At 36.9% G+C, this 22,521-nt stretch carries 17 protein-coding genes; 10 read left to right on the top strand and 7 right to left on the bottom strand.

Annotation, left to right across the window (positions count from 1 at the left end; translation table 11 throughout):
* Position 1: 1 nt before the first annotated feature.
* The 7 genes from purE to LE179_RS02225 form a co-directional block, all read right to left on the bottom strand.
* A complete protein-coding gene (gene purE / locus LE179_RS02255; protein WP_374128750.1) occupies positions 2–535 on the bottom strand; it encodes a 5-(carboxyamino)imidazole ribonucleotide mutase in 534 nt (177 codons plus the stop codon).
* Positions 519–1,799, bottom strand: coding sequence for a phosphoribosylamine--glycine ligase (gene purD / locus LE179_RS02250; RefSeq protein WP_374128749.1), 1,281 nt, complete (start codon positions 1,797–1,799; stop codon positions 519–521). Before purD ends, purE begins: the two co-directional genes overlap by 17 nt.
* A gap of 385 nt (positions 1,800–2,184) precedes the next feature.
* Complete coding sequence (locus LE179_RS02245; RefSeq protein WP_374128748.1) at positions 2,185–3,915, bottom strand: LTA synthase family protein; 1,731 nt, start codon at positions 3,913–3,915, stop codon at positions 2,185–2,187.
* Between the two features lie 550 nt (positions 3,916–4,465).
* Positions 4,466–5,251, bottom strand: a complete 786-nt coding sequence (purQ, locus tag LE179_RS02240; RefSeq protein ID WP_374128747.1) for a phosphoribosylformylglycinamidine synthase I — start codon at positions 5,249–5,251, stop codon at positions 4,466–4,468.
* A gap of 336 nt (positions 5,252–5,587) precedes the next feature.
* The gene (gene purL, locus LE179_RS02235) at positions 5,588–8,020 is read right to left on the bottom strand and encodes a phosphoribosylformylglycinamidine synthase subunit PurL (protein WP_374128746.1); all 2,433 of its coding nucleotides are present in this window, start codon (positions 8,018–8,020) and stop codon (positions 5,588–5,590) included.
* Entirely contained in the window at positions 8,021–8,494 is a 474-nt protein-coding gene (locus LE179_RS02230) for a phosphoribosylformylglycinamidine synthase subunit PurS (RefSeq protein ID WP_374128745.1), read from the bottom strand. It lies immediately after the preceding gene.
* Positions 8,494–9,372: a phosphoribosylaminoimidazolesuccinocarboxamide synthase gene (locus tag LE179_RS02225; RefSeq protein ID WP_374128744.1), complete on the bottom strand. Its 879-nt coding sequence runs from the start codon at positions 9,370–9,372 to the stop codon at positions 8,494–8,496. The genes LE179_RS02230 and LE179_RS02225 overlap by 1 nt, the downstream gene beginning before the upstream one ends.
* Positions 9,373–10,142: 770 nt before the next feature.
* On the opposite strand from LE179_RS02225, the gene LE179_RS02220 reads away from it, so the two are divergent.
* From LE179_RS02220 to gyrB, 10 genes are all read left to right on the top strand, one after another.
* Entirely contained in the window at positions 10,143–10,637 is a 495-nt protein-coding gene (locus LE179_RS02220) for a DUF116 domain-containing protein (RefSeq protein ID WP_374128743.1), read from the top strand.
* Between the two features lie 169 nt (positions 10,638–10,806).
* Complete coding sequence (locus LE179_RS02215) at positions 10,807–12,438, top strand: DEAD/DEAH box helicase (RefSeq protein ID WP_374128742.1); 1,632 nt, start codon at positions 10,807–10,809, stop codon at positions 12,436–12,438.
* 27 nt (positions 12,439–12,465) lie between these two features.
* Positions 12,466–12,684 carry an FmdB family zinc ribbon protein gene (locus tag LE179_RS02210; protein WP_374128741.1) on the top strand — a complete coding sequence of 73 codons (219 nt, stop codon included), beginning with the start codon at positions 12,466–12,468 and terminating at the stop codon, positions 12,682–12,684.
* A gap of 610 nt (positions 12,685–13,294) precedes the next feature.
* Complete coding sequence (gene mnmE / locus LE179_RS02205; RefSeq protein ID WP_374128740.1) at positions 13,295–14,665, top strand: tRNA uridine-5-carboxymethylaminomethyl(34) synthesis GTPase MnmE; 1,371 nt, start codon at positions 13,295–13,297, stop codon at positions 14,663–14,665.
* 110 nt (positions 14,666–14,775) lie between these two features.
* The gene (locus tag LE179_RS02200; protein WP_374128739.1) at positions 14,776–15,825 is read left to right on the top strand and encodes an RIP metalloprotease; all 1,050 of its coding nucleotides are present in this window, start codon (positions 14,776–14,778) and stop codon (positions 15,823–15,825) included.
* A gap of 176 nt (positions 15,826–16,001) precedes the next feature.
* Positions 16,002–16,781, top strand: a complete 780-nt coding sequence (gene rsmA / locus LE179_RS02195; RefSeq protein ID WP_374128738.1) for a 16S rRNA (adenine(1518)-N(6)/adenine(1519)-N(6))-dimethyltransferase RsmA — start codon at positions 16,002–16,004, stop codon at positions 16,779–16,781.
* Between the two features lie 87 nt (positions 16,782–16,868).
* A complete protein-coding gene (gene dnaA / locus LE179_RS02190) occupies positions 16,869–18,221 on the top strand; it encodes a chromosomal replication initiator protein DnaA (protein ID WP_374128737.1) in 1,353 nt (450 codons plus the stop codon).
* Between the two features lie 259 nt (positions 18,222–18,480).
* On the top strand, positions 18,481–19,605 hold the full coding sequence (gene dnaN / locus LE179_RS02185) for a DNA polymerase III subunit beta (protein WP_374128736.1): 1,125 nt from the start codon (positions 18,481–18,483) through the stop codon (positions 19,603–19,605).
* A gap of 2 nt (positions 19,606–19,607) precedes the next feature.
* On the top strand, positions 19,608–19,880 hold the full coding sequence (locus LE179_RS02180) for a DciA family protein (protein ID WP_374128735.1): 273 nt from the start codon (positions 19,608–19,610) through the stop codon (positions 19,878–19,880).
* 53 nt (positions 19,881–19,933) lie between these two features.
* Complete coding sequence (gene gyrB / locus LE179_RS02175; RefSeq protein ID WP_374128734.1) at positions 19,934–22,420, top strand: DNA topoisomerase (ATP-hydrolyzing) subunit B; 2,487 nt, start codon at positions 19,934–19,936, stop codon at positions 22,418–22,420.
* The last annotated feature ends 101 nt before the right edge of the window (positions 22,421–22,521 follow it).

Genomic DNA, 22,521 nt, shown 5'->3' with positions numbered 1-22,521 from the left:
TTTATTTGCTTAACCTTTCAACATATTTCTCTATTCCGCTTTTCTGGAGTTTCAAATCTTCTTTGACAACAGCTTCTGCAATTTTAGTCCTGTAAGCTTTAAGTTTTTCTTTTAAACTCTCGTCTCCGACAGCTATAATCTGAACAGCTAATATCGCAGCATTTACAGCTCCCGCGCTCCCTACCGCAACCGTTGCAACAGGCACGCCTTTAGGCATTTGAACTATTGAAAATAAAGAATCGAAGCTCGAAAGATTTCTACCATCAACTGGAACGCCTATCACGGGAAGAACGGTTTCAGAAGCAATAACTCCGGGAAGCGCTGCAGCCATTCCCGCTGCAGCTATAAAAACCTTTACGCCTGAACTTTCCGCGTCCTGAATGCACTTCTTTAAATACTGGGAAGTCCGGTGAGCTGAAGCAATATTTAAACTATGCGATAATTCGAACTTCTTCAAAGTTTTAACGGTTCCGTTTACCACAAGTAAATCTGATCCCGAGCCTACTATGATTGCTACGTCAGTTCTGTTTACCATTTAAAGCTCTCCACGCTATATCTTTTCTGTAGTACATCTCTTTAAAAGATACCAGTTTAACGCTTGAATACACCTTATTTATCGCACTTTTCACATCTGCTGCCGTTGAAGTAATTCCTAAAACCCTGCCCCCGGAAGTAATAAATTTACCGTTTTCAAGCTTTGTTCCGGCGTGAAACACCACAGTGTTTTCATCATTAATATTTTCGATTCCCTTGATTTCAAAACCTTTTTTAAAATTTCCTGGATATCCTCCCGAAGCAAGCACTACGCACACTGAAAATTCTCTTTTCCAATTAATCCTTACGCTTGAAAGTTTCCTATTTAAAATTGCGCTGCAAACATCAGTTAAATCCGTATTAAGCAAGGGTAAAACCGCCTGCGTTTCCGGATCGCCAAAACGGCAGTTAAACTCTAAAACATAAGGAGAAGAATCGTTCACAATTATGCCGACATATAAAACGCCTTTGTAATCAAGTTTTTCAACTTTTATGCCGTTTATAACTTTACGAATTATGTCTTCAACTTTTTTATTCAATTCGTCCGTTGCCAAAGGAGCAGGCGCATATGCTCCCATACCGCCGGTATTTGGACCTTGATCATTGTCGTTTATCCTCTTATGATCCTGCGAAGCAGGCATAACTGAATAGGATATGCCGTCGGTAAATATTAGGTATGAAAGCTCGGGACCGTCTATATTTTCCTCTATAATTACGCTTGTCCCGGCATCGCCTAAAACTCTATCATTCATCATCTGTTTAACGGCATTCTGAGCGTCTCTTCTGCCGTTACACATATAAACGCCCTTCCCGGCAGCAAGTCCGTCGGCTTTGACTACAACTTTTTTATTTTCTTCCCAGCTTTCCAAAAATTTCAGAGCATCATTAATATCTGTAAAACTATTATAATGCGCTGTAGGAATGTCGTATTTGCGCATAAATTCTTTTGAATATATTTTGCTTGATTCAAGTCTGGCAGCATTTCTTGACGGTCCGATTATCTTTAAACCTTCAGCTTCAAAATAATCAACTATTCCCGAAGACAGCGGAGTTTCAGGACCGACAAACGTAAAATCTATTTTATTTTTTTTGACAAAATCGGTAAGTTTATTAAAGTCGCTTGCGGAAATATCTGTGATCTCCGCAACCTGAGATATGCCTCCGTTGCCCGGAGCGCAATATATCTTGTCTATTTTAGGGCTTTTTGAAAACTGACTACATATCGCATGTTCTCGTCCACCGGATCCTACAACTAATACTTTCATTTAATCTCCGAATTAAAAATTTTATCTGACAGTCCGCGTCCGCATTGGAAATATATCTACCGAAAAATTCCACCGTCAGCAAAAATAAACGCATTTATCCCCATTTTACAATTTTGTCTAAATAACGCATCTTTTATTTTCGATTTTATTTTCAAGAATTTAAAACGCATATTGCGACACGTTTTTTTTGATTATACAGTTATATCCGGCAAAACTTCTACATAAATAACTTTCAGTTCTATAGTTTAGTTTTTAACAAGCAGAAAGCGCTGTCATTATCTTTTCTTACACAAAATTTTACTTCTGATTAATTTACTAATTTTACAAAATAATAAGATTATTGGCAATTTTCTCAGAAATGACATATAAAAAAGGGTTGTTTTTGTTAATTTTTATACCATTTATTACTCTGTAATAAAGAGGTTAAAGCTTTGTCAAGAGAAAGCAGTGTCTCCCGCAAGCGTTTAAATTCACTGCCGTTTTCGTCAAGCGAAGCTCCCGTCAGCATTGAACGGTTGTGTTTCACGTAATTGTTTTTTTCAACAAAAATTATGTCTGTTCCATCATTTATTAAAGCAAAATGACGCGCCTGTTTATCTAATGCGTTCGTCCCAAGCGCTGAAAAGGGTTTTTGAACTCCCATAAGGTGATATATTGTAGGCAGCAAATCCGCCTGCGAAACGATATAGTCAATTTTTTGAGGTTTTAATATTTTGGGGGCATAAATCACAAAAGGAATCCTAAATCTTTCTCCGACACTGTCATTTCTGCGGAAATATCCCACAACATGATCTGCAATAAAAATAAATATCGTATTGTCAAACCATCCTTCTTTTTTTGCTATATCCATAAGATGTCCTATAGAATAGTCCGAATAGTACAAAGTATTAAGATATTTGTTGCGACTGTTATTGGAAGGATATTTATCAAATTTTTTTACCGTAGGAACAAAGCCTGCATGCGTGGTACCGGTAAATGAAAAAATAAAGAAAGGACGACCTTGCCTCCAATTATTCCCGGCTTTTTTGGCGGCAAAATCAAACAAATCATAATCGTATCCACAGTCTAGATTATACATATAATCCATCAAACGAGGCATATCTTCTTTACCATAACTTTCTTGGAACCGCAGTACATTTTTCGAAAAGGCACAAAGGCGGAATGAATTTCTCATCGCTGACTGCATAAACATCGTACAATATCCTCTTTCGTTGAATACCTCAGACATTAACGATATATTGCTCATGAGTCCAAATCTGTTAAGCCTGTCAACTGCTCCCGGCATCAGAGGAATACCTAAAAAAGACGCCGATATTCCAAATAGGCTTCTCGTTCCGGCAGCATAAGCATTGGTAAAAACTACCCCATTCTTGACTATTTCATCAAAGTTTGGAGTAACGCCGTAATTTTCATCGCCAAAAGAATCAATATAGCGCGGAGTCCAGCTTTCAAGTAACACTATAAAAATATTGTAGTTTTTTACCTTTACCGGATTTTTAATTTGGCGCATTAAAGGATAATTCTTTTTGTCAGGCATGAATTCTCTGTCGCTTAAAAGAAGCTTTTGGACATTTTCAATTGCCTCACCCTGAGGGTACTTATTTATCGATGCATCGGTTTTATATTTCAAAGTGTGAATCTGTGTAAATGCCCCGTTTAAAATGAGTTGTACGCTTTTAAGATTTTTTATCAGACCGTAAGCATTATCTAAGTTTACAGGTCTCCCCCTGGAAAGCCCCCCTCTTATACCTACAGCAACAAAACAAATAACACTCAGAAAAACAATAATACTTTTTAGCAAACTTACAGGCTGCGGATTAAATTTTCTATCGATGTATCTAAAAATTTTTACAGTTCCAAGTACAACAATAGAGAAGACCAAAAATAAAACCCACCAATAATATTGTAAAGAATATTTAATAATGAATTTTTTATCTCCAAGCGCTGTAATAATTTCTTCCGTCATATGGCGGTTAACTTCAGGAAAATAAAAAAAGTCGCCACTTAAAACAAGTATCATCGCGGTTACGGAAAAACTCATCAATAAAGTACAAATTTTAAAAAATTTAGCAGATTTTTGCGTAACCAGAATTAAATTCATCAAAGGAATAAACAAAAAAATAATAAAAGCTCCCAAAAACATGCTTATTACTGAAATATCAAAACGCAGTCCATAAAAAAACGATGCGATTGTATCCTGCAGAGATAGTCCGGAAAAAGTATCAGAATATACGACACGAAACAACAAACGAAATAAAGAAAATATTATTATAGACGATAAAAAATAAAACAACGATATGCGTACTTTAAGGTTTATATCTCGATAGTACTGCCTTAAAAAGATTTTTTTTATTTTATTCATATAAAGAATCAAACATTTTTTCAATTTGAATTTTCAAAAGTCTGCCGCGGCGCTGCAGTTTTGTCATCCGCATATTTTAAATTTTTTATTATTGTAATAAAACTGTTGGCTCTGTTGGCTGCTTTAATAGCATTATTCATCTAATACATATTTCCGCAAATATATAAACGCAGTTCTACAGCCCCGACTTTTTACGCACATTTCCTGATCGCGGCATACGTACGGCAAATACTATAGAACAGTAAATCTGCTTATGTTTGCAATTTAATAATGAGAAGAGTCGATTTATTGACGATATTTTTTACTATTTCACAAAATCAACGGCGTTTTGGAAAATGATTTTTCCCCAACCGTATTCGCCGCTAATGCTCTTTCTGGCAGGATGCTGTAAAGCAAAAACATATCTCTCCGGATGAGGCATGAGTCCGAAAACGTTTCCCTTCGTATTGCATATTCCGGCTATCTGCTCTACAGAACCGTTAGGATCTAAAGGATATTCCGGTTTGCCACCATCTTTTGAAGAGTACCTAAAAACAATTTGGTTGTTTTTATTTAAACTGTATAAAAGTTTCTCATCGTTTGGAATAAACTTTCCCTCGCCATGAGCCACAGGCAGACTGATGACGTCAGGCAGATTGTTTGTCCAAATACAATTAGATTCATTTTGAATTTTCTTTTCAGTTTTTAAATAAACCCATCGGCATTCAAATTTATCCGAGTCATTATAAGAAAGTGTAGAAATCTGTTCAAAAATTTCAGGATCAGGAAGTAATCCCATCTTAACCAAAACCTGAAAACCGTTGCATATTCCGATAATCGGTCTGCCGCTTAAGGCAAACTTTTTAATTTTATCGCCAAGTTTATTTTTGATCTCGTTTGATAGTATTTTGCCAGACGCTATATCGTCGCCGTAAGAAAATCCGCCGGGAAAAGCCAAAATATCATATTCAAGAATTTTATCTTTTTTTTCAATAAGAGCGTTAATATGTATGCGCTCAGCAACAGCTCCGGACAATTCAAAAGCAGCCTGCGTTTCACAATCACAATTTGTACCCGCAGTTCTTAAAATTAGCACCTTGACCTTTTTCATATTTTACCCTGATATAAATTAAATATTCCCAATACGCGTTATTTGCCGAGTTATCCTTCTGCCCTCGAGAGAGAAATAACAAGAGAGTCCCGTTGCCGCCACGAATCCTCTGATAAACTACATCTTGCCTCTTGAGGCTTCTATACTTGCGGCGATATCCGAACGGGCATAATCTAAATAATTAAAAGAAAGGTAAAACCCTTTTCATTTTTTGCTCTCGCTAAATGCATTCTGACGTTTAAAAACTCAGTATTCAGTGCAGCAAATAGCTATAAACAGCAATGAATAAAGTTCAGAGTTAAAGAGCGATATCCGCCTACCGACCAAAACAAAAAATCACCAATTGATAGTGCTACGCCAAGAATTCAAAAGAACTCCCACATCTTCCCGTATCTCTATTTTATTTTTTTCGCTTTCAAAAACTACATTTTTATCATCCTTCACACACCCAACCTCAGCAAAGGCAGCGCCTTTTAATATCTCTTTAAACCTATCTTCATTTTCAGGTTTTACTTCAACAACAAACCTGCCGTTAGATTCTGAAAATAGTATTTCAGCTGCAGTCAAGTCCGCTCTTTGCGATTTCGCTCTAGCAATCTTAACAGCATCTATATTTACTTTTACGCCTTTTCCCGCCGCAAAAGCCATCTCGCTTATTGCAACTGCAAGTCCGCCTTCCGAACAGTCATGACAGGCTTCCACTAAACTTTCATTTACCGTCTGATAGATTTTTTTCATTATATCTCTAGATTCTTCCGGATACACGTCAGGCGCTATTCCATCTTTAATACCCTTTATCTTAGCAAGAACAGAACCGCCTAGTTCGTTTCTTGTAGTTCCGAGAACAAATATTTTATCCCCGTCATTTTTTAAAGGCATCGTAACAGTATTTGCGATATTTTCAATAACGCCCATTGCAGATATCAAAAGGGCGGGAGGTATCGAATATCTTTTTCCGCCTATAGAATACTCATTGTGTAAACTATCTTTTCCCGATATAAAAGGAACACCAAAAGCTTTTGACATATCATAACAAGCGTTTGCAGCGCGTACCAAACTTCCTAAAATTTCAGGATTATCGGGATTTCCCCAGCAAAAATTATCCAGCACCGACATTTTTTCGATACTGGCTCCGACAGCAACCGCATTTCTCAAAGCTTCTTCTATTGCGGACGCCGCCATTTTATAAGTATTTATTTTCCCGTACTGCGGATTTAAACCGTTAGACAAAACAATGCCTTTTTTTGTACCTTTGACAACAGTATAGGGAAAAATAACGGAAGCGTCGCCTGGACCTGATATTTCAACATTATTTCCCTGCAACGGTTTTATAACAGTCTGTCCCTGCACCTCATGATCGTACTGTCTCACAATCCATTCTTTGGAACAAACATTCAAATCCGAAAGCGAAGCTTTTAAAGCTCTTGAAATTTCGGAAGAATCCATTTCAACCGATTTTTGTATTTTTTCTTCTTTTATTTTATAAACTGCAGGTCTTGTGGGTTTGGGAACTCCATTATGAAGAAACTCCATATTCATACTCGCCACAACATTACCGCCATACATAAGAGTAAGTTTTTTATCGGCAGTAAATTCTCCAATAAAAACAGCTTCTACATTTTCTTTTTCAAACACTTCAATGATTTTCTCTTTATTTTCCGGAAGAACCGCAAAAACCATTCTCTCCTGCGCTTCCGATATCCATATTTCCCACGGACAGAGTCCATCGTATTTTAACGGAACTTTATCAAGATAAACAACAGCGCCCGTTTCTTCGCCTAGTTCCCCTACAGCGCTGGACAAACCGCCCGCTCCGCAATCGGTAACTGCTCTATAAAGGTTTAAATCTCTCGCTTTAATCATCGTATCTAAGACCTTTTTTTCAATTATGGGATTCCCTATCTGAACGGCATTTACGTCCGATTCCTGATCGAGCTGCACTGAAGAAAACGTTGCTCCGTGTATTCCATCCCTGCCTGTTCTTCCGCCGACAACTAAAATCAAGTCGCCGGAATTGACTTTCTTTTCTATTTTATCTTTCGGGATTATTCCCATAGTTCCACAGTAAACAAGCGGATTTGCCATATAGCCGTCGTCAAAACAAACCATTCCGTTTACCGTAGGGATACCCATTCTATTCCCATAGTCTCTGACGCCCGACACAACGCCTTTAGCTATTCTTTTTGGATGATGCATTCCTTCCGGCACTTTTGAAGATTCCGTATTCGGATTCCCAAAACAAAACACATCTGTATTAGCTAAAGGTTTCGCTCCGAGACCGACTCCAAGTATATCTCTTATAACACCGCCAATACCCGTCGCAGAACCGCCGTACGGTTCAAGAGCTGACGGATGATTATGCGTCTCAACTTTAAAGGCAACACCGTTTTCAGAATCAAATTCAATAACCCCCGCGTTATCTTTAAAAACAGATAAACACCACTCTTTATTTAACTCAACCGTAGCCTTAAAAACAGTTTCCTTGAGCAGGTTATTATACGTCCTCTCCGTCTTTTTACCGTCTTCTTTTTCTTCGGTATATTCTATTATTCCCGTCAGCGTTTTATGCTTGCAGTGTTCGCTCCACGTTTGAGCTATGGTTTCGATCTCAATATCGGTAGGATTTCTTTTAAATTTTTCAAAATATTTTTGAACCGCTTTCATCTCTTCAAGCGACAGAGAAAGAACATTTTTCCTGCTTAATTCAACCAGCTGTTCATCGGATAGATTTAAGATTTCAATAATTTTACAACCTGTTGTATTTTTCATTTATTGCGCAATATACTCCTGTACTAACGTATTTGCCAGCAATTTTGTAGCTACATCGCTTAAAACTATTTGCGAAACTTTACCATACAGATAATATTTATGTCCCGTTTTAACTTTGATTTCTTTCAAAATTCCTAAATCCTTTACGGCTTTTACCACGCTTTCAGACACCGTATCGGTAACGCCTTTTCTGTACCAAACTTCTATGACAGAAAAAGGAGATCCGATTTTTCCACCTTCTCCTTTGCTCTGCTTTTCAGAACGACAAATATAAGTCTCAATTATTTTATCGCTCAACAGTTCCGAAGCTATTGTTTCAGCTTCGGCAGAAGTTATGTCACCGTCAATAACATACAGCGGAGAATACTCAACTTTTGTTATGTCTTTAACGCCGATGCCCAAAATGTCGGATAAGACATGCTCTCCGTGCGAATTTTTAAAACCTTTTTTTGTATAAATCTCTATATAAAACATCAGAAATTTACCCCTGCCAGCTTTTCATACGCGCCGATATATTTTTTCATGGTTCTTTCAATAATGTCTTTTGGGAGTTCCGGAGCCGGAGACGATTTATTCCATTTTATTCGTTCAAGATAATCTCTCACATACTGTTTATCTAAACTATCCTGCGCTTTTCCCTCTTCATATTTATCGATTTCCCAAAACCTTGACGAATCGGGAGTAAAAACCTCATCTATCAATATCAACTGGTTATCGTAAAAACCGAATTCTAGTTTCGTATCCGCAAGTATTATGCCTTTCGAAAAGGAATATCCGCTCACTTTTTTATATAGCTCAAGCGATACTTTCCTCAAACTTTCGGCACTATCTTTTCCCACTCTTTTTACCGTCTCTTCAAAAGAAATATTTTCGTCATGCTTCCCGCCTTCTTCTTTGCTCGACGGGGTAAAAACAGCCTCCGGCAGTCTTGAAGATTCTTTAAGTCCGGCGGGCAGTTTTACGCCGCATACAGTTTGAAACTTCTGATACTCCTTCCATCCCGAACCCGCAAGATATCCTCTGACTATGCACTCTATATCGACTCTGTTCGCTTTCTTTACTATCATCGATCTGTCGCGCAAATATTCATACTGCTTAAGTGCTGTGGGAAAATTTTCAAAATTTCCAGTAATAATATGGTTTGGAACTATGTCTTTAATAAAATCAAACCAGAACATTGAAAGCTTGTGAAGGACCTTGCCTTTATCCGGAATTATTGTCGGAATAACATAATCAAAAGCCGATATTCTATCGGAAGCAACTATTAAATAGTTTTGTCCTAAATCATAGACATTTCTAACCTTGCCTTTATGTACCAAAGGAAGATTTATGCTGTCTTCTTTACCGCTCATTTTAATTTCCTTTTGACTAATTTAATTCTGAATTCTGGAAACTGACGTCGAGCTAAACTGTTAAACCGCTCTAACTCTTCAGCTTCATGCTTTCAATCGCTTCCATGACAACCATTCTTTACCTTTTTAATAACACGCCCTTGTTTTTATCTCACAGGCAATTTCTCTGACCACTTTCTGCCGTTTGCGCATATTCCTCACCTATATTCTCTTTCCGACTCATTTTCTTGAAAACATCTCTCAAGCTTCTGCGTCCTTTTTTTACCCGCTTTGGCATTACCAGCAGCAACACTCGCAGACAGCGCGCCATATATCTTAATTCTTGTATTGTTTATACAACGTCGCTGAAAAATTTCTCGATTGGAAAATACATTCTCTTCTCTGCTGCGCTCTTTGCTTATGTATCTATGTTTCTTTTTGCTTTTCTATCTCTAAAAGCACTTCATACTTCTGCAATTTAGACATTTTTTTCTATCACAACTTATTTTATCATTTTTTATCCATTTTCTCAATAAAAATAATGCCTTTTTACACTCCCGTTTAGGAAAGAACGTATTTTAGAATCAAATCGCCGCCCAAACCTCATTTTTAAACGACAACGACTTCTTTTGACTTACATTTTTCTTCTTCGATTCAAAGACTGCCATTAACTGAATAAGACGGGCAGATACGTCCGTCAATACACATGAAAATTTTTAAAATCCCATGTTCTATTCTGCAGAGCGCAATATATATATCTTTTTCAATCAATATTTGATAAAGTATATACTATGAAACTATGTAAGTTCCCTAAAAAAAGCAAAGAACAAATCTATAAAACCTTTACAGATAAACAAAATAAACTTCAAACAAAAAAGTTTGCTCATATCCCGTTCAATAAACGTATTATTTTTGCTCCGCACTGCATGAGGAATATGGCAGTTTGCACTGCCATTGAAAAAGATAGCTACTATACTTGCGCAGAGTGCGGCAGATGTAAAATAAATAACATAGCCAAACTCGCAAGAGAATTAAATTATCAGGCTTTATATGTCGTAAAAGGCGGCAGAGCGATTGAAAAAATCATAAGAGATGAAAAACCAGAAGCTATAGTCGGCATTGCCTGCTTTTTTGAAGGATATCAAGCGTTTAAAATATTAAAAGACGAAAATATAGCAGTTCAGTTTGTGTCGCTTACAAAAGACGGCTGCACTACTACAGATACAGACCTAATAGAAGTTGAAAAAGTATTGAAATACACTGCTTACGCTGAATCAAATTCGTGACGATAAACTTGAGCATATGCCGATACTCAATATAACTTGATATCTGCAGCGTCTTTCAACTTGATAACAGAATATGTAAGAATGCCAAATTAAGTTTGTCCATTACGCAAGTTCTGTTCTAAAAGTATAAATAAAAAAGGAGTCTTAATACAAAAGAACATGAAAAACAATGACAACATTAAAATTCAATGAATTAAATCTATCAAACGAAATACTTAAAGCAGTTGAAAATCTGGGGTTTGAAGAGGCTACGCCTATTCAAAGTCTATCAATTCCTAAAATGATGGCCGGCATAGATATTGTAGGACAGTCTCAAACGGGTACGGGAAAAACAGCAGCTTTTGGCATTCCCATCTTAGAAAAAACCAATGCAAAAAACAAAGCTGTTCAGTCAATAATTCTATGTCCTACTAGAGAGCTTGCAATACAGGTTGCGGAAGAATTAAAGCTTTTCTCAAAGTACAAAAAAGGCATCAGCATAGTGCCGGTTTACGGCGGACAGCCTATTCAAAGACAGATGACAGCTCTTTCAAAAGGAGCGCAGATTGTTATAGGAACACCCGGCAGAGTCATAGACCATCTGGAACGCAAAACGTTAAAACTTGACACTGTTTCAACCATAGTATTAGATGAAGCCGATGAAATGCTTGATATGGGTTTTAGAGACGACATAGAATTAATTCTCGACAGCACTCCCGAAGAAAAACAAACCGTCTTCTTTTCAGCCACAATGCCGAAAGAATTTTTGTCTCTTACTAGAAAATATCAGCACCACCCCGAAACCATAAAAGTTGTAAACGAAAAATTAACGGTTCCTCTAATTGAACAATATTACTTTGACATAAGGGAACCCCAAAAGCTCGAAACTCTTACAAGATGCCTCGATATGTACGACCCCAAACTCTCGCTTGTTTTCTGCAATACCAAGAAAAGAGTCGATGACGTTACCTCTTCTCTTCAGGCAAGAGGCTATTCCGCCGACGCAATTCACGGCGATATGAATCAGTCTCAAAGGGACAGAGTAATGGCAAAATTCAGAAGCGGCTCAATAGAACTTCTCATAGCCACCGATATCGCGGCAAGAGGCATAGACGTTGACAACATAGATATGGTTTTTAATTTTGACATTCCAAAAGATGACGAAGATTACGTGCATAGAATCGGAAGAACTGGAAGAGCCGGAAAAACGGGCAAAGCGTACAGTTTTGTTTCAGGGAAAGACATTTATAAGTTAAGAGATATCCAGAGGTACACAAAAGCAAATATCAAAAGAATACAAGTTCCTTCTCTCGCCGATGTTGAAAACGTAAAAGCAACACTGATGCTTGATAAAGTGAAAGAAGTTTTAAAAGAAAAATACGTAGAAAAATACATTAGAATGGCAGAATCCTTAATTTCAGATGAAATTACTTCTTTAGACGTTGCGGCAGCACTTTTAAAAATGATGTCCACATCAGAAAAGAAAGAGCAGGAACAAAAAAGCGATATCATGGAAAATACAAATAAGCACAACGTGGCAAGATTGTTTATTAATATAGGTAAAAAAAACAATGTAAGAGCCGGAGATTTTGTCGGCGCTATTGCAGGCGAAACCGGAATAAACGGCAATCTGATAGGCAACATTAAAATCTTAGATGCATTTTCATTTGTAGAGGTTCCGCAGGAATACGCTGCCGATATAATCAACGCTTTGCATTCAAGCAATATCAAGGGAAAAAGGGTCTCCGTCGAAATTGCAAAAGGAAACGGACCCGCAAGCGATAAAATAAATTTTAAACACTTTTCAAAAAATAAAAGATAGGACACATTCACAGGTAAGAGGTGCAATATGCCGTTATTTGAATTTATATGTAAAAAATGCAATGAAAAATTTGAGACGCTTGTCTTCGGCGACGAAAATACAGAATGCCCTAAATGTAAGAGCAGCAAAGTTATAAAACAATTTTCAAGCTTTGCTCCGCCGACGTCTTATTCAAGCCGTAATTCCACAGATTCCCGTTCATCTGCTCCCGTCTGTAAGCATAAATGCCATTGCGGCTGTCATTGAGAAAAGAAAAATTCATATGCAAAAACTGAATTTTCAAACACTAGTAATTTTTTCTTTAGGACTGATAACCGGAATTCTTATAAGATTTTCATTTACAACTCTCTTAGCTATGCTGCTTGCTGCTATTTCAGTATTTATCTATACGCTGCAGGACGCCAAAGAACTAAAGCAAAATCAGGACAGATATTTTGCAATCATATCCTCGCTTCTATATCTTGCGGCTTTGCTGCTTTCGGTTTATTTAACGGCAGCTCTCATTTTATTTGTCAGTTATGAATTCTGCCAAAGAAGAAACTCTAAAACTATAATCTTGCGACTACTTCCTTTTATTCTCATCACACTGTTTTCACTCATTATACACAATCATTGATATTAACAGACGGCTGTGTTATACTATATTTGCAGCCAGTCGGCAAAAGCAGTCGCAAATATCAGAATTTTTTAACGTAAAAACTCATCCTTCAAAAATCATTCAAGAGCGCCCAAAGGAAAAATATTATTACAAAAAGTTGCAAAGAATCAGCTATGCAGCCGTTTTTCAAAATAATTTAGAAACTGCTTTGCGTTCAGCCGGTCTGAAAACCTTATAAACTAAATATACCGCGCCATTATGAATTATTTAAAAGAAGACACCATCGCCGCATTATCAACTGCCGCTGGAAAATCCGCAATTGCAGTCATACGATTGTCGGGAGAAACTTCATTTCAGATTATAAACAAAATATTTAAAACCCGTTCTAAACAGGAACAACAGGTTAAGTACGGACATATTGTAGACGGAACAGAAAAAAAAGACGAGGCGCTTTGCACCTTTTTTAAAGCGCCGCACACATACACCGGCGAGAATTTAGTAGAAATCACAGTGCATGGGAATCCCGTAATAATAAACGAAGTTTTAAATCTTTTATATAAAAACGGCGCAAGACCCGCAGAACCCGGCGAGTTCACTTACAGAGCATTTTTAAACGGCAAAATGGATCTTGCAAAAGCGGAAGCCGTCTGCGCTCTCATAACAAGCAAAACAGAAATGTCTGCAAAAGCTGCTTTAAACAGTCTTTCGGGAGAATTCTCTTCAAGAATAAAAAATATCAGAGACGCTATTACAAATCTTATTGCATTTATGGAAGTAAATTTGGATCATCCAGATGAAGATATTATGTTTTTATCGCGCGATGAAAAGCTTTTAAGACTTGATTCTTACATAAAAGATGTACAGAATCTTTTAAATTCTTATAAAACGGGCAAAATCTTACAGCAAGGAATAAAAATCGCTATTATAGGCAAACCAAACGCCGGCAAATCGTCGTTGCTTAACACAATTTTAGGCGAAAATAGAGCGATTGTCACAGATATTGCGGGAACCACAACAGACACAATAGAAGAAACCATAGACTACCGCGGCATTCCGCTTGTAATCACAGATACTGCGGGTATCAGAGATCACACTGAAAGTCCAATAGAACTTTTAGGACAGGAAAAAACCAAAGAAACTGTTGACAAAACCGACATATTAATATGGGTGCTTGACGCTTCTTCGGAGCTTGACCGGGACGACGCCAAAATAGCAGACTTTTTAAAAAAATCTGATTTGAATATACCCATTATATACGCATTAAACAAAAGCGACTTACCTCCCATCCTTTTATCTTCCCCTTTAGAGAAAGAGTGCAAAACAGAGATAAAAATCTCTGCCAAAACAGGAGCTGGCATTCCGGATCTATTAAACGAAATTACAAAAACTGCTGGCGTTTTAGACTCTAAAAACGATTATTTAATGATAAATTCCCGACACTTCATGCTGCTGCAAAACACTTTAGAGTCTTTAATAAGGACAAAACTTGCATTAGCCACAAAAGATGCCGACGAAATTGCTTGTTTTGAAGTCGTAACCGCTCAAACGGCATTAAACGAAATTTTAGGAATAAATGTGAAACAGGATATTTTAGATACGATTTTTTCCACTTTTTGCATAGGGAAATAAGCAGCCTTCCTTCTCTTTCTTATAAAAAAGATAATATATGCCAGCATTTTCATTTCATATAAAACTTGCTATAATGCCAAGAATAAACATTTCAGGCATAGGAAATATAAATGACGATAATTTTTCAAATATTAGGCATTACAATAGGGCTTGGTTTTTTAATTTTTATACACGAGTTGGGACATTTTACTGCCGCAAAAATGTGTAAAGTTCGGATATTGACTTTTGCTTTCGGCTTCGGTCCGGATTTAATTAAATACATTCACAAAGGCACAAAATACTGTATAAAAGCTATTCCTTTTGGCGGATTTGTTGCAATGGCAGGAGAAAACCCCGAAGAAGCCACAGGCGGCGACGGAGAATATCTATCTCTTAAGTGGTATAAAAAAATATGGATATCTTTTGCAGGTCCTTTTCTAAATTATGTCCTGGCCGTTTTTATGTTTACTCTTGTTTTTAATATATGGGGAGCGGTAAAAACGCCCATGGATTCTTCTATAGGCGCTGTCATCAAAAACCACCCCGCCGCAATCGCGGGACTTATGCCCGGAGATAAAATAAAATCAATAGACGGAGTTAATATAAATACATGGAACGACTTAAATGACAATTTGAAGGATAAAGCGGATAAACAAATCTCTTTTGTAATAGAAAGAGAGAACCATTCTTTTGAATTAAGCATGACTGCCACAAAAAATCCGATAACAGGAGTGGCAACAATAGGCATAAGCCCAGTAAAAACAAAAGTAGGATTTTTTAAATCAATACACATAGGAATTGAAACTTCAATAGTCCAGACGATCATGCCTGTTGTGTATCTCACAGGTAAAATTAAGTCTCTGGAAAAGCCTGATATTTCCGGACCCATAGGTATTATACAGATAATAGCAAATACCACAAAATCAGGAATGCAGGACTATTTAAAATTGATTGCGGTTATATCAATTGCCTTGGGATTATTCAATCTTTTTCCCATTCCTATGGTTGACGGTGGGATGATATTATTATTCCTTGTCGAGGGAATCATCAGAAAACAAATAAGCCCAAAAGTCGTTCAAGTCTATAATACAATAGGACTGGTCATTATAATAGGCATTCTCATTTTTGCAACATACAGCGATATTTTGAGGTTAGGCATAGGCAAACTATTTGCTAAGTAACCAGTCCAGCAGCACATTTATTTTGCACTACATCCATTTTGGGATACGTCGCACCATAAAAAACTTTCAAGAGTTTACGGACAAAACCTTGCATGAGAACAATTCTCCAAATTTTTTGATAAAAAGAAAAAAAAGCTTGTGTTTTGATTTTAAGCAGAATATCCGCAGGAAAATATATGCGTCAAAAATATGGACAGAATTTTTTAATCGACAATAACATAGCAAATAATATTATTAAAGCTGCAAATCTAGAGAAGCACGACGAAGTCTTGGAGATAGGTTCGGGCAAAGGCGTTTTAACAAAGATTATACAACCGCAGGTCAAAAATTTAGTTGCTATTGAAGCGGACGAGATACTGTCTCAACGACTAAATCATTATTTTTCTTTTCACGGCGCCAAAAACATCAAAATTATAAATATGGATTTTCTTAGATACGATATTCCAAACACTGAACTCAAGGTTATTTCTAATCTCCCATACAACGTCGGCACAGCGATAATTCAAAAAATTTTGCCTTTAAAAAATTGGACTATTGCCGTTTTTATGCTCCAAAAAGAAGTTACGCAGCGCCTTGCCGCAAGTCCAGATAGTAAAGCTTACGGTTACATTTCAATATTTACCTCATACTACGCCGACTGCAAGATTCTATTTGACGTTTCGCCAAGATGTTTCAATCCGACGCCGAAGGTTATTTCTTCCGTTATGAAACTCATAAATAAGACGCAAAAACCGCCGGATCCCATTTTTTTTGATTTTATAAAACACGCTTTCAGCATGCGAAGAAAAACAATTCTAAACTGTTTAAGCTCATTTAAAGATTTAGAAAGGAACAAAGCCGCCCGAATCCTTGACAACTGCGCTTTAGATCCGTTTTTAAGACCCGACAAACTTTCAATCTCAGACTTTTTACTTTTGACAGACGAAATTAGAAAATATATAATTTGCAGTACATAAAACTTCTTTTTTTCAATCAAAAAAAACACTTAGTTTGTTTCTGATATCAATTAAATCATTCACAGTTGTGGATAACTTGGGGATTATATGAGCATTTCTGTCTCTGATTTGTGGCAAAAGGTTACAGATAATATTAAATTGTCCGTAACCGCAGAAATCTATAATTTATGGATTTCACCGGTAAAACCTTTGACTTTTGAAAACAATATCTTTACTTTAGAAGTACCAAATACTTATTTTTCGCAGTGGATAGTAAATAACCAGCAAAAAAATATTGAGCAGACTTTGTCCGATTCCTGCGGACAACGAATAGCTTTAGCGTTAAAACCGCAGCAGAGTACATCTGAAATAATAAAAAAAGCTGAAGACGCACCTAACCACACAGATATCCCGGCGCAGACAATGCAAAAAGATCAGGTGAATCCCAAATATGTTTTTTCCAGTTTTGTTGTCGGCACTTCAAACAGATTTGCGCACGGATGCTCCGAAGCGGTAGCAAAAAATCCGAGTAAACAGTTCAACCCTTTGTTTCTTTACAGCGGAGTAGGGCTTGGTAAAACGCATCTGCTAAACGCCATAGGCAACCACATAAAACAATCGACGACGCAATTAAAAGTTCTTTATGTCACCTGTGAAAAATTTGTCACAGAATTTATAGAATCAATCCGATTCAACAAAATATCACTTTTCAAGAGCAAATACAGAAGTTTAGATTGTCTTTTAATAGACGATATACAATTTCTGATAGGCAAAGAAAGTTCACAGGAAGAATTCTTTCATATGTTTAACAATCTCTTTAATTTAAAGAAGCAAATTGTTATTTCTTCCGACAGACCGCCTAAAAAGCTTAAAAACGTTGAAGAAAGACTTGTTTCAAGATTTGAATGGGGCGTTATAGCAGATATACAACCTCCCGATTTAGAAACAAGGGTTGCAATCTTACGTAAGAAAGCCGAAGAAGAAAAAATACATATCCCCGACGACATCATTTTACATATAGCGACACAGGTTAGATCAAATATAAGGCAGCTTGAAGGATCGCTTTTAAGAATAGCCGCTTTCTCAACTTTTACAGGTACGGCTTTAACTATAGATTTGGTAAAAAAAATGCTCAAAGACATCATTAAAATAGACGACTCCTCGCATATAACGATAAAAAATATTCAAAAAGCAGTTTCCGACAATTTCAATATAGACATAAAAGATATGAAATCAAAACGCAGGACAGACACCGTTACACTGCCAAGACAAATCGCAATGTATCTCTCAAGGACTCTAAATGACGAGTTTTCAACTGACGCCATAGGCGAAGCCTTCGGAGGGAGAAATCACTCAACCGTTATGTACTCCTATAATAAGATAAAAGAAAAGATGGATTCGGATCCATATTTTAACGCCAAAATCAATGAAATCGTCAAAAAAATACGCAGCATAGAATAACAATACATTTCGCATAACATAAAAAAAACTGATATAATATTAAAATAAGATAATAACTCTAATAACTTCTTTATTCTATCAACATAATTATCATTATTAACTCCTTACAAATTTTGTTTGATAAATATACTTTTTTAGCTCTAATAAAAAGTTATTGACAATATAAAGAGCATTGTTGTTATTAATACTTCTTTAAAAGATTCAGAAAAAAACAAATAGAAATAAATTGTGGAAAAGAAGAGAGGAAAATAGAAAATAAATGAAGGTAATCTGTGGAAAAGAAGAATTGATAAAAGGAATTCAGATAATATCTCCAGCGCCTTCATCTAAAAATACGCTTCCCGTACTGTCAAATTTCCTATTTGAAACTAAAGGCAATAAAATAAAACTTTCATCCACAGACCTTGAGGTAGCAATAAGTTGCTATGTCAAAGGGGAAATAATAAAGGAAGGCGAGATTACAATACCCGCTAAAAGGTTTTCAGATATTGTAAAGGAACTTTCTAGCGATAACGAAATAGAAATCAGAGCCGATGAAGCGAACCATATAGATATAATATCGGGAAGATCAAAATTCAATCTTATGGGAATTTCAAAAACGGAATATCCTGTGATACCGGAATCTCCAAAAGAGAGCAGTTTCACAGTTAAAAAAGAAATATTTGCCTCAATGCTTAAAAAGACTATCTTTGCAGCATCAAGAGACTCTCAAAGATATGTTCTAAACGGCGTTTATTTTATAGTGAAAGATAGTCAGCTTAAGATGGTTGCTACGGACGGCAGACGACTCGCTTATATTAAGACGATTGATATAATACAGTCAGGAATAGAAGGAAAAGCTATAGTTCCGACAAAAGCGATAGGCAATATGTTAAGACTGCTTTCCTCGGATTTAAAGTCTGAAAATATACAGGTTGGTATCACCAATAACCGGATTTCAGTGGAAATCGATGATGTAACCCTGCTTTCAACGCTTGTGGAAGGACTATTTCCAAACTATGAGCAGGTCATACCTAAAAAGCCTAAATTGAAAGTGAAATTGGATGTGAAGAATACTCTTGCTGCAGTTAGACAAATGGCTCTTCTAGTTGATAATCCTATCTCATCAGACGTATCTTCGTCAATAAAGTTTTATTTTAGCCCGAATCTTTTGAGAATCTCAGCTTCGGCGGCGGGAATCGGCTCAGGTGAAACTGAGCTTGAAATCGAATATAAAAACGAGGTGGCAGAGATTAATTTTGACCCTAAGTTCATTAAGGAAGTTTTACAGAATATCGATGAAGATTTTTTAATATTTGAATTTACCGATTCTCTTAATCCTGCATTAATGTCTCCGGAAAAACATAAAGATTATCTTTGTGTCGTAATGCCGATGAGAGCGTAATTGTGTCTTGGACTCGAGCTGAAGAAATAATTGGCTTATTAAAAAAGCAGCTTGGATTGGACGAAGATTTTTTTGTTATAAGAAGAATCTGGGAGAAAGAAGTCGGTATAAGCGGCGTTGAAATAAGTGGGTATAAAGATGGCACGATTTTTGCGCAGACACGGAGTTCAACTGCAAATTTTGAACTTACAACTCGCAAAAAGGAGATAATAAAAAAGTTAAACCAATATGTCGGTAGTTCGAAAATAAAAAACATAAAAGTGGAAATAAGATAACATATTTTGAACCTTTTAGATTAAAAAGTTGAGTATTGGCAAGAGGATTTTTCATGATAAACGAGAGAATAAAAAACGAAAGTTCTAAAAAAGATAGTTACAACGCATCTAATATTCAAATTCTTGAAGGGTTAGAAGCTGTGCGTAAAAGACCTGCTATGTATATCGGTTCCACCGGCAGTCAAGGATTTCATCATCTGGTTTATGAAGTTGTGGACAATTCAATAGACGAAGTTCTTGCAGGGTATTGTAAAAATATTGACGTTACCATTCATTCCGATAATTCTATAACGGTTTTAGATGACGGGCGAGGAATCCCTGTGGATCCGCATCCCGATCCAAAATTTAAAGGCGCGTCGGCTTTAGAGATAGTACTTACCAAACTGCATGCAGGCGGTAAATTTGACAAAAATTCATATAAAGTTTCGGGCGGTCTTCACGGCGTAGGTGTATCTTGTGTGAATGCGTTAAGCGATCTACTTGAAGTTGAAATCTATCGTGACGGGAAAGTTTATAAGCAGAGTTATTCAAAAGGTAAACCTTTAGGGCGTGTTAAAGAGGCCGGCGCAACTGACGAGAGAGGGACTAAAATTACGTTTCATCCTGATCCGGAAATTTTTCCAGTAGTTGCGTATTCATTTGATATTCTTACAAATAGGTTGAGAGAACTGGCGTTTTTAAATGCAGGCACCCATATCAGAATTGCGGATGAGAGGGACGATAAAGAGCATATTTTTAACTATGACGGCGGTATAAAAACTTTTGTACAGTATCTGAATACAAATAAAAATGTTATTAACAAAGAACCTATTTATTTTATGAGAGAAAAAGACGGCGTAAATGTGGAAGCTGCGATGCAGTACAACGATTCTTACAACGAACATATTTTTACTTTTGTAAATAACATCAATACTGTAGAGGGCGGAACTCATTTGTCAGGATTTCGTTCTGCTTTAACAAGATCAGTTAATGAATATATTAAGAAAAACGAAGTTTCAAAAACCAAAGATTTAAAACTTTCGGGTGAAGATGTCCGCGAAGGACTCACTGCTGTTATTTCGATTAAAGTTCCCAATCCTCAGTTTGAAGGTCAAACTAAAACAAAATTGGGGAACTCTGAAGTTGAAGGCATAACGCAGTCCGTCGTCTGCGATGCGCTCGCAACTTTTTTAGAGGAAAATCCGGGTATTGCAAACCAGATTTTGGATAAGGCGATTAACGCTGCGGAAGCGAGAGAAGCCGCAAGAAAAGCAAGGGAACTTACAAGAAGAAAGGGTGCGCTTGATTCGGCGTCCCTTCCCGGAAAACTTGCAGATTGTTCGGAAAGAGATCCGCAAAAAACCGAACTGTTTATCGTCGAAGGAGATTCTGCGGGCGGTTCCGCAAAACAGGGCAGAGATAGATCGTTTCAGGCTATACTTCCTTTAAAAGGTAAGATTTTAAATGTAGAAAAATCTCGTCTTACGAAAATGCTTACCAACGATGAAATAAGGACGCTCATCACGGCTATAGGCGCGGGTATAGGTAAAGAAGAACAGGATTTTAATATTGATAAGGTCCGGTATCATAAAATTATTATCATGACCGATGCCGATGTTGACGGCGCTCATATAAGAACGCTGTTGCTCACGTTTTTTTACAGGCAGATGCCGCAGCTTTTAAATAGGGGTTACATATATATAGCACAGCCGCCTCTTTATAAAGTTAAAAAGAATAAAAAAGAGATGTATTTAGACTCAGAAGAAGAACTTGATAACTTCTTATTTCGTCAGGCGCTTGACGGACTGTCAATGTCGCTTGTACGGGATGGCAAGGAAATAAAAGAAATTAACGATGAAGCGCTGCATAAAATGGTTGCGAGCATAAGCGAACTTGACCTACTGTTAAAAAAGCTGCAGAGGAAAGGAGTTAGCTGGAAAGAGTATCTAAGATTTAAAGAGGAAAGAAAGCTGCCGCTCTATAGGACGGTGAGAGACGGTAATGTGCAGTATATTTATTCTGATAAAGAGTGGAAAGAGTTTAAAGATCAATTACTTGAAAAACGCAGAGAACTTCTTGCTTCGCAGGGGGAGTTTTCTGAAATTACCGAAAATTTTGAATCTGGCGAAGTACCGGAGTATAGGGATTTGTGGGAACTTCCGCGCATAGATAAGCTTGCAAAACAGCTTGAGGGAGAAGGTCTGCATCTTGAACATTACAATGAAACGCAAACGAGGCCGGTTTTCAGACTTTGGAATGCCGAAAAGAAAACCCAAGAAGGCATTTATGAATTGCACTCTACGGCAGAACTTATTGAAACTGTAAAAGAGTTGGGAAATAAAGGCGCTACTATACAAAGATATAAAGGTCTTGGGGAAATGAACCCGGAACAACTGTGGGAAACTACAATGGACATAAAAAACAGAAAACTTTTGCAGGTGACGCTTGAAGACGCTGTTGAAACAGATAGAATATTTACAACTTTGATGGGTGACCAAGTTGAACCAAGAAGAGCGTTTATACAAACGCATGCTCTCGACGTCAGAAATTTGGATATTTGATATCTATAAAAAAATGCGGTTATAAAATTTCAATAGATATTAAAACTGATTATTTTTGTTTTGCATTTCAGAAAAATCAAGAATCCGTGTTTATATTGATT

The sequence above is a fragment of the Candidatus Endomicrobiellum agilis genome (genome assembly GCF_020328115.1).
Classification (GTDB): domain Bacteria; phylum Elusimicrobiota; class Endomicrobiia; order Endomicrobiales; family Endomicrobiaceae; genus Endomicrobiellum; species Endomicrobiellum agilis.
The sequence above is the reverse complement of the archived record's forward strand: the minus strand, read 5'-3'. Positions and strand labels throughout refer to the sequence as shown.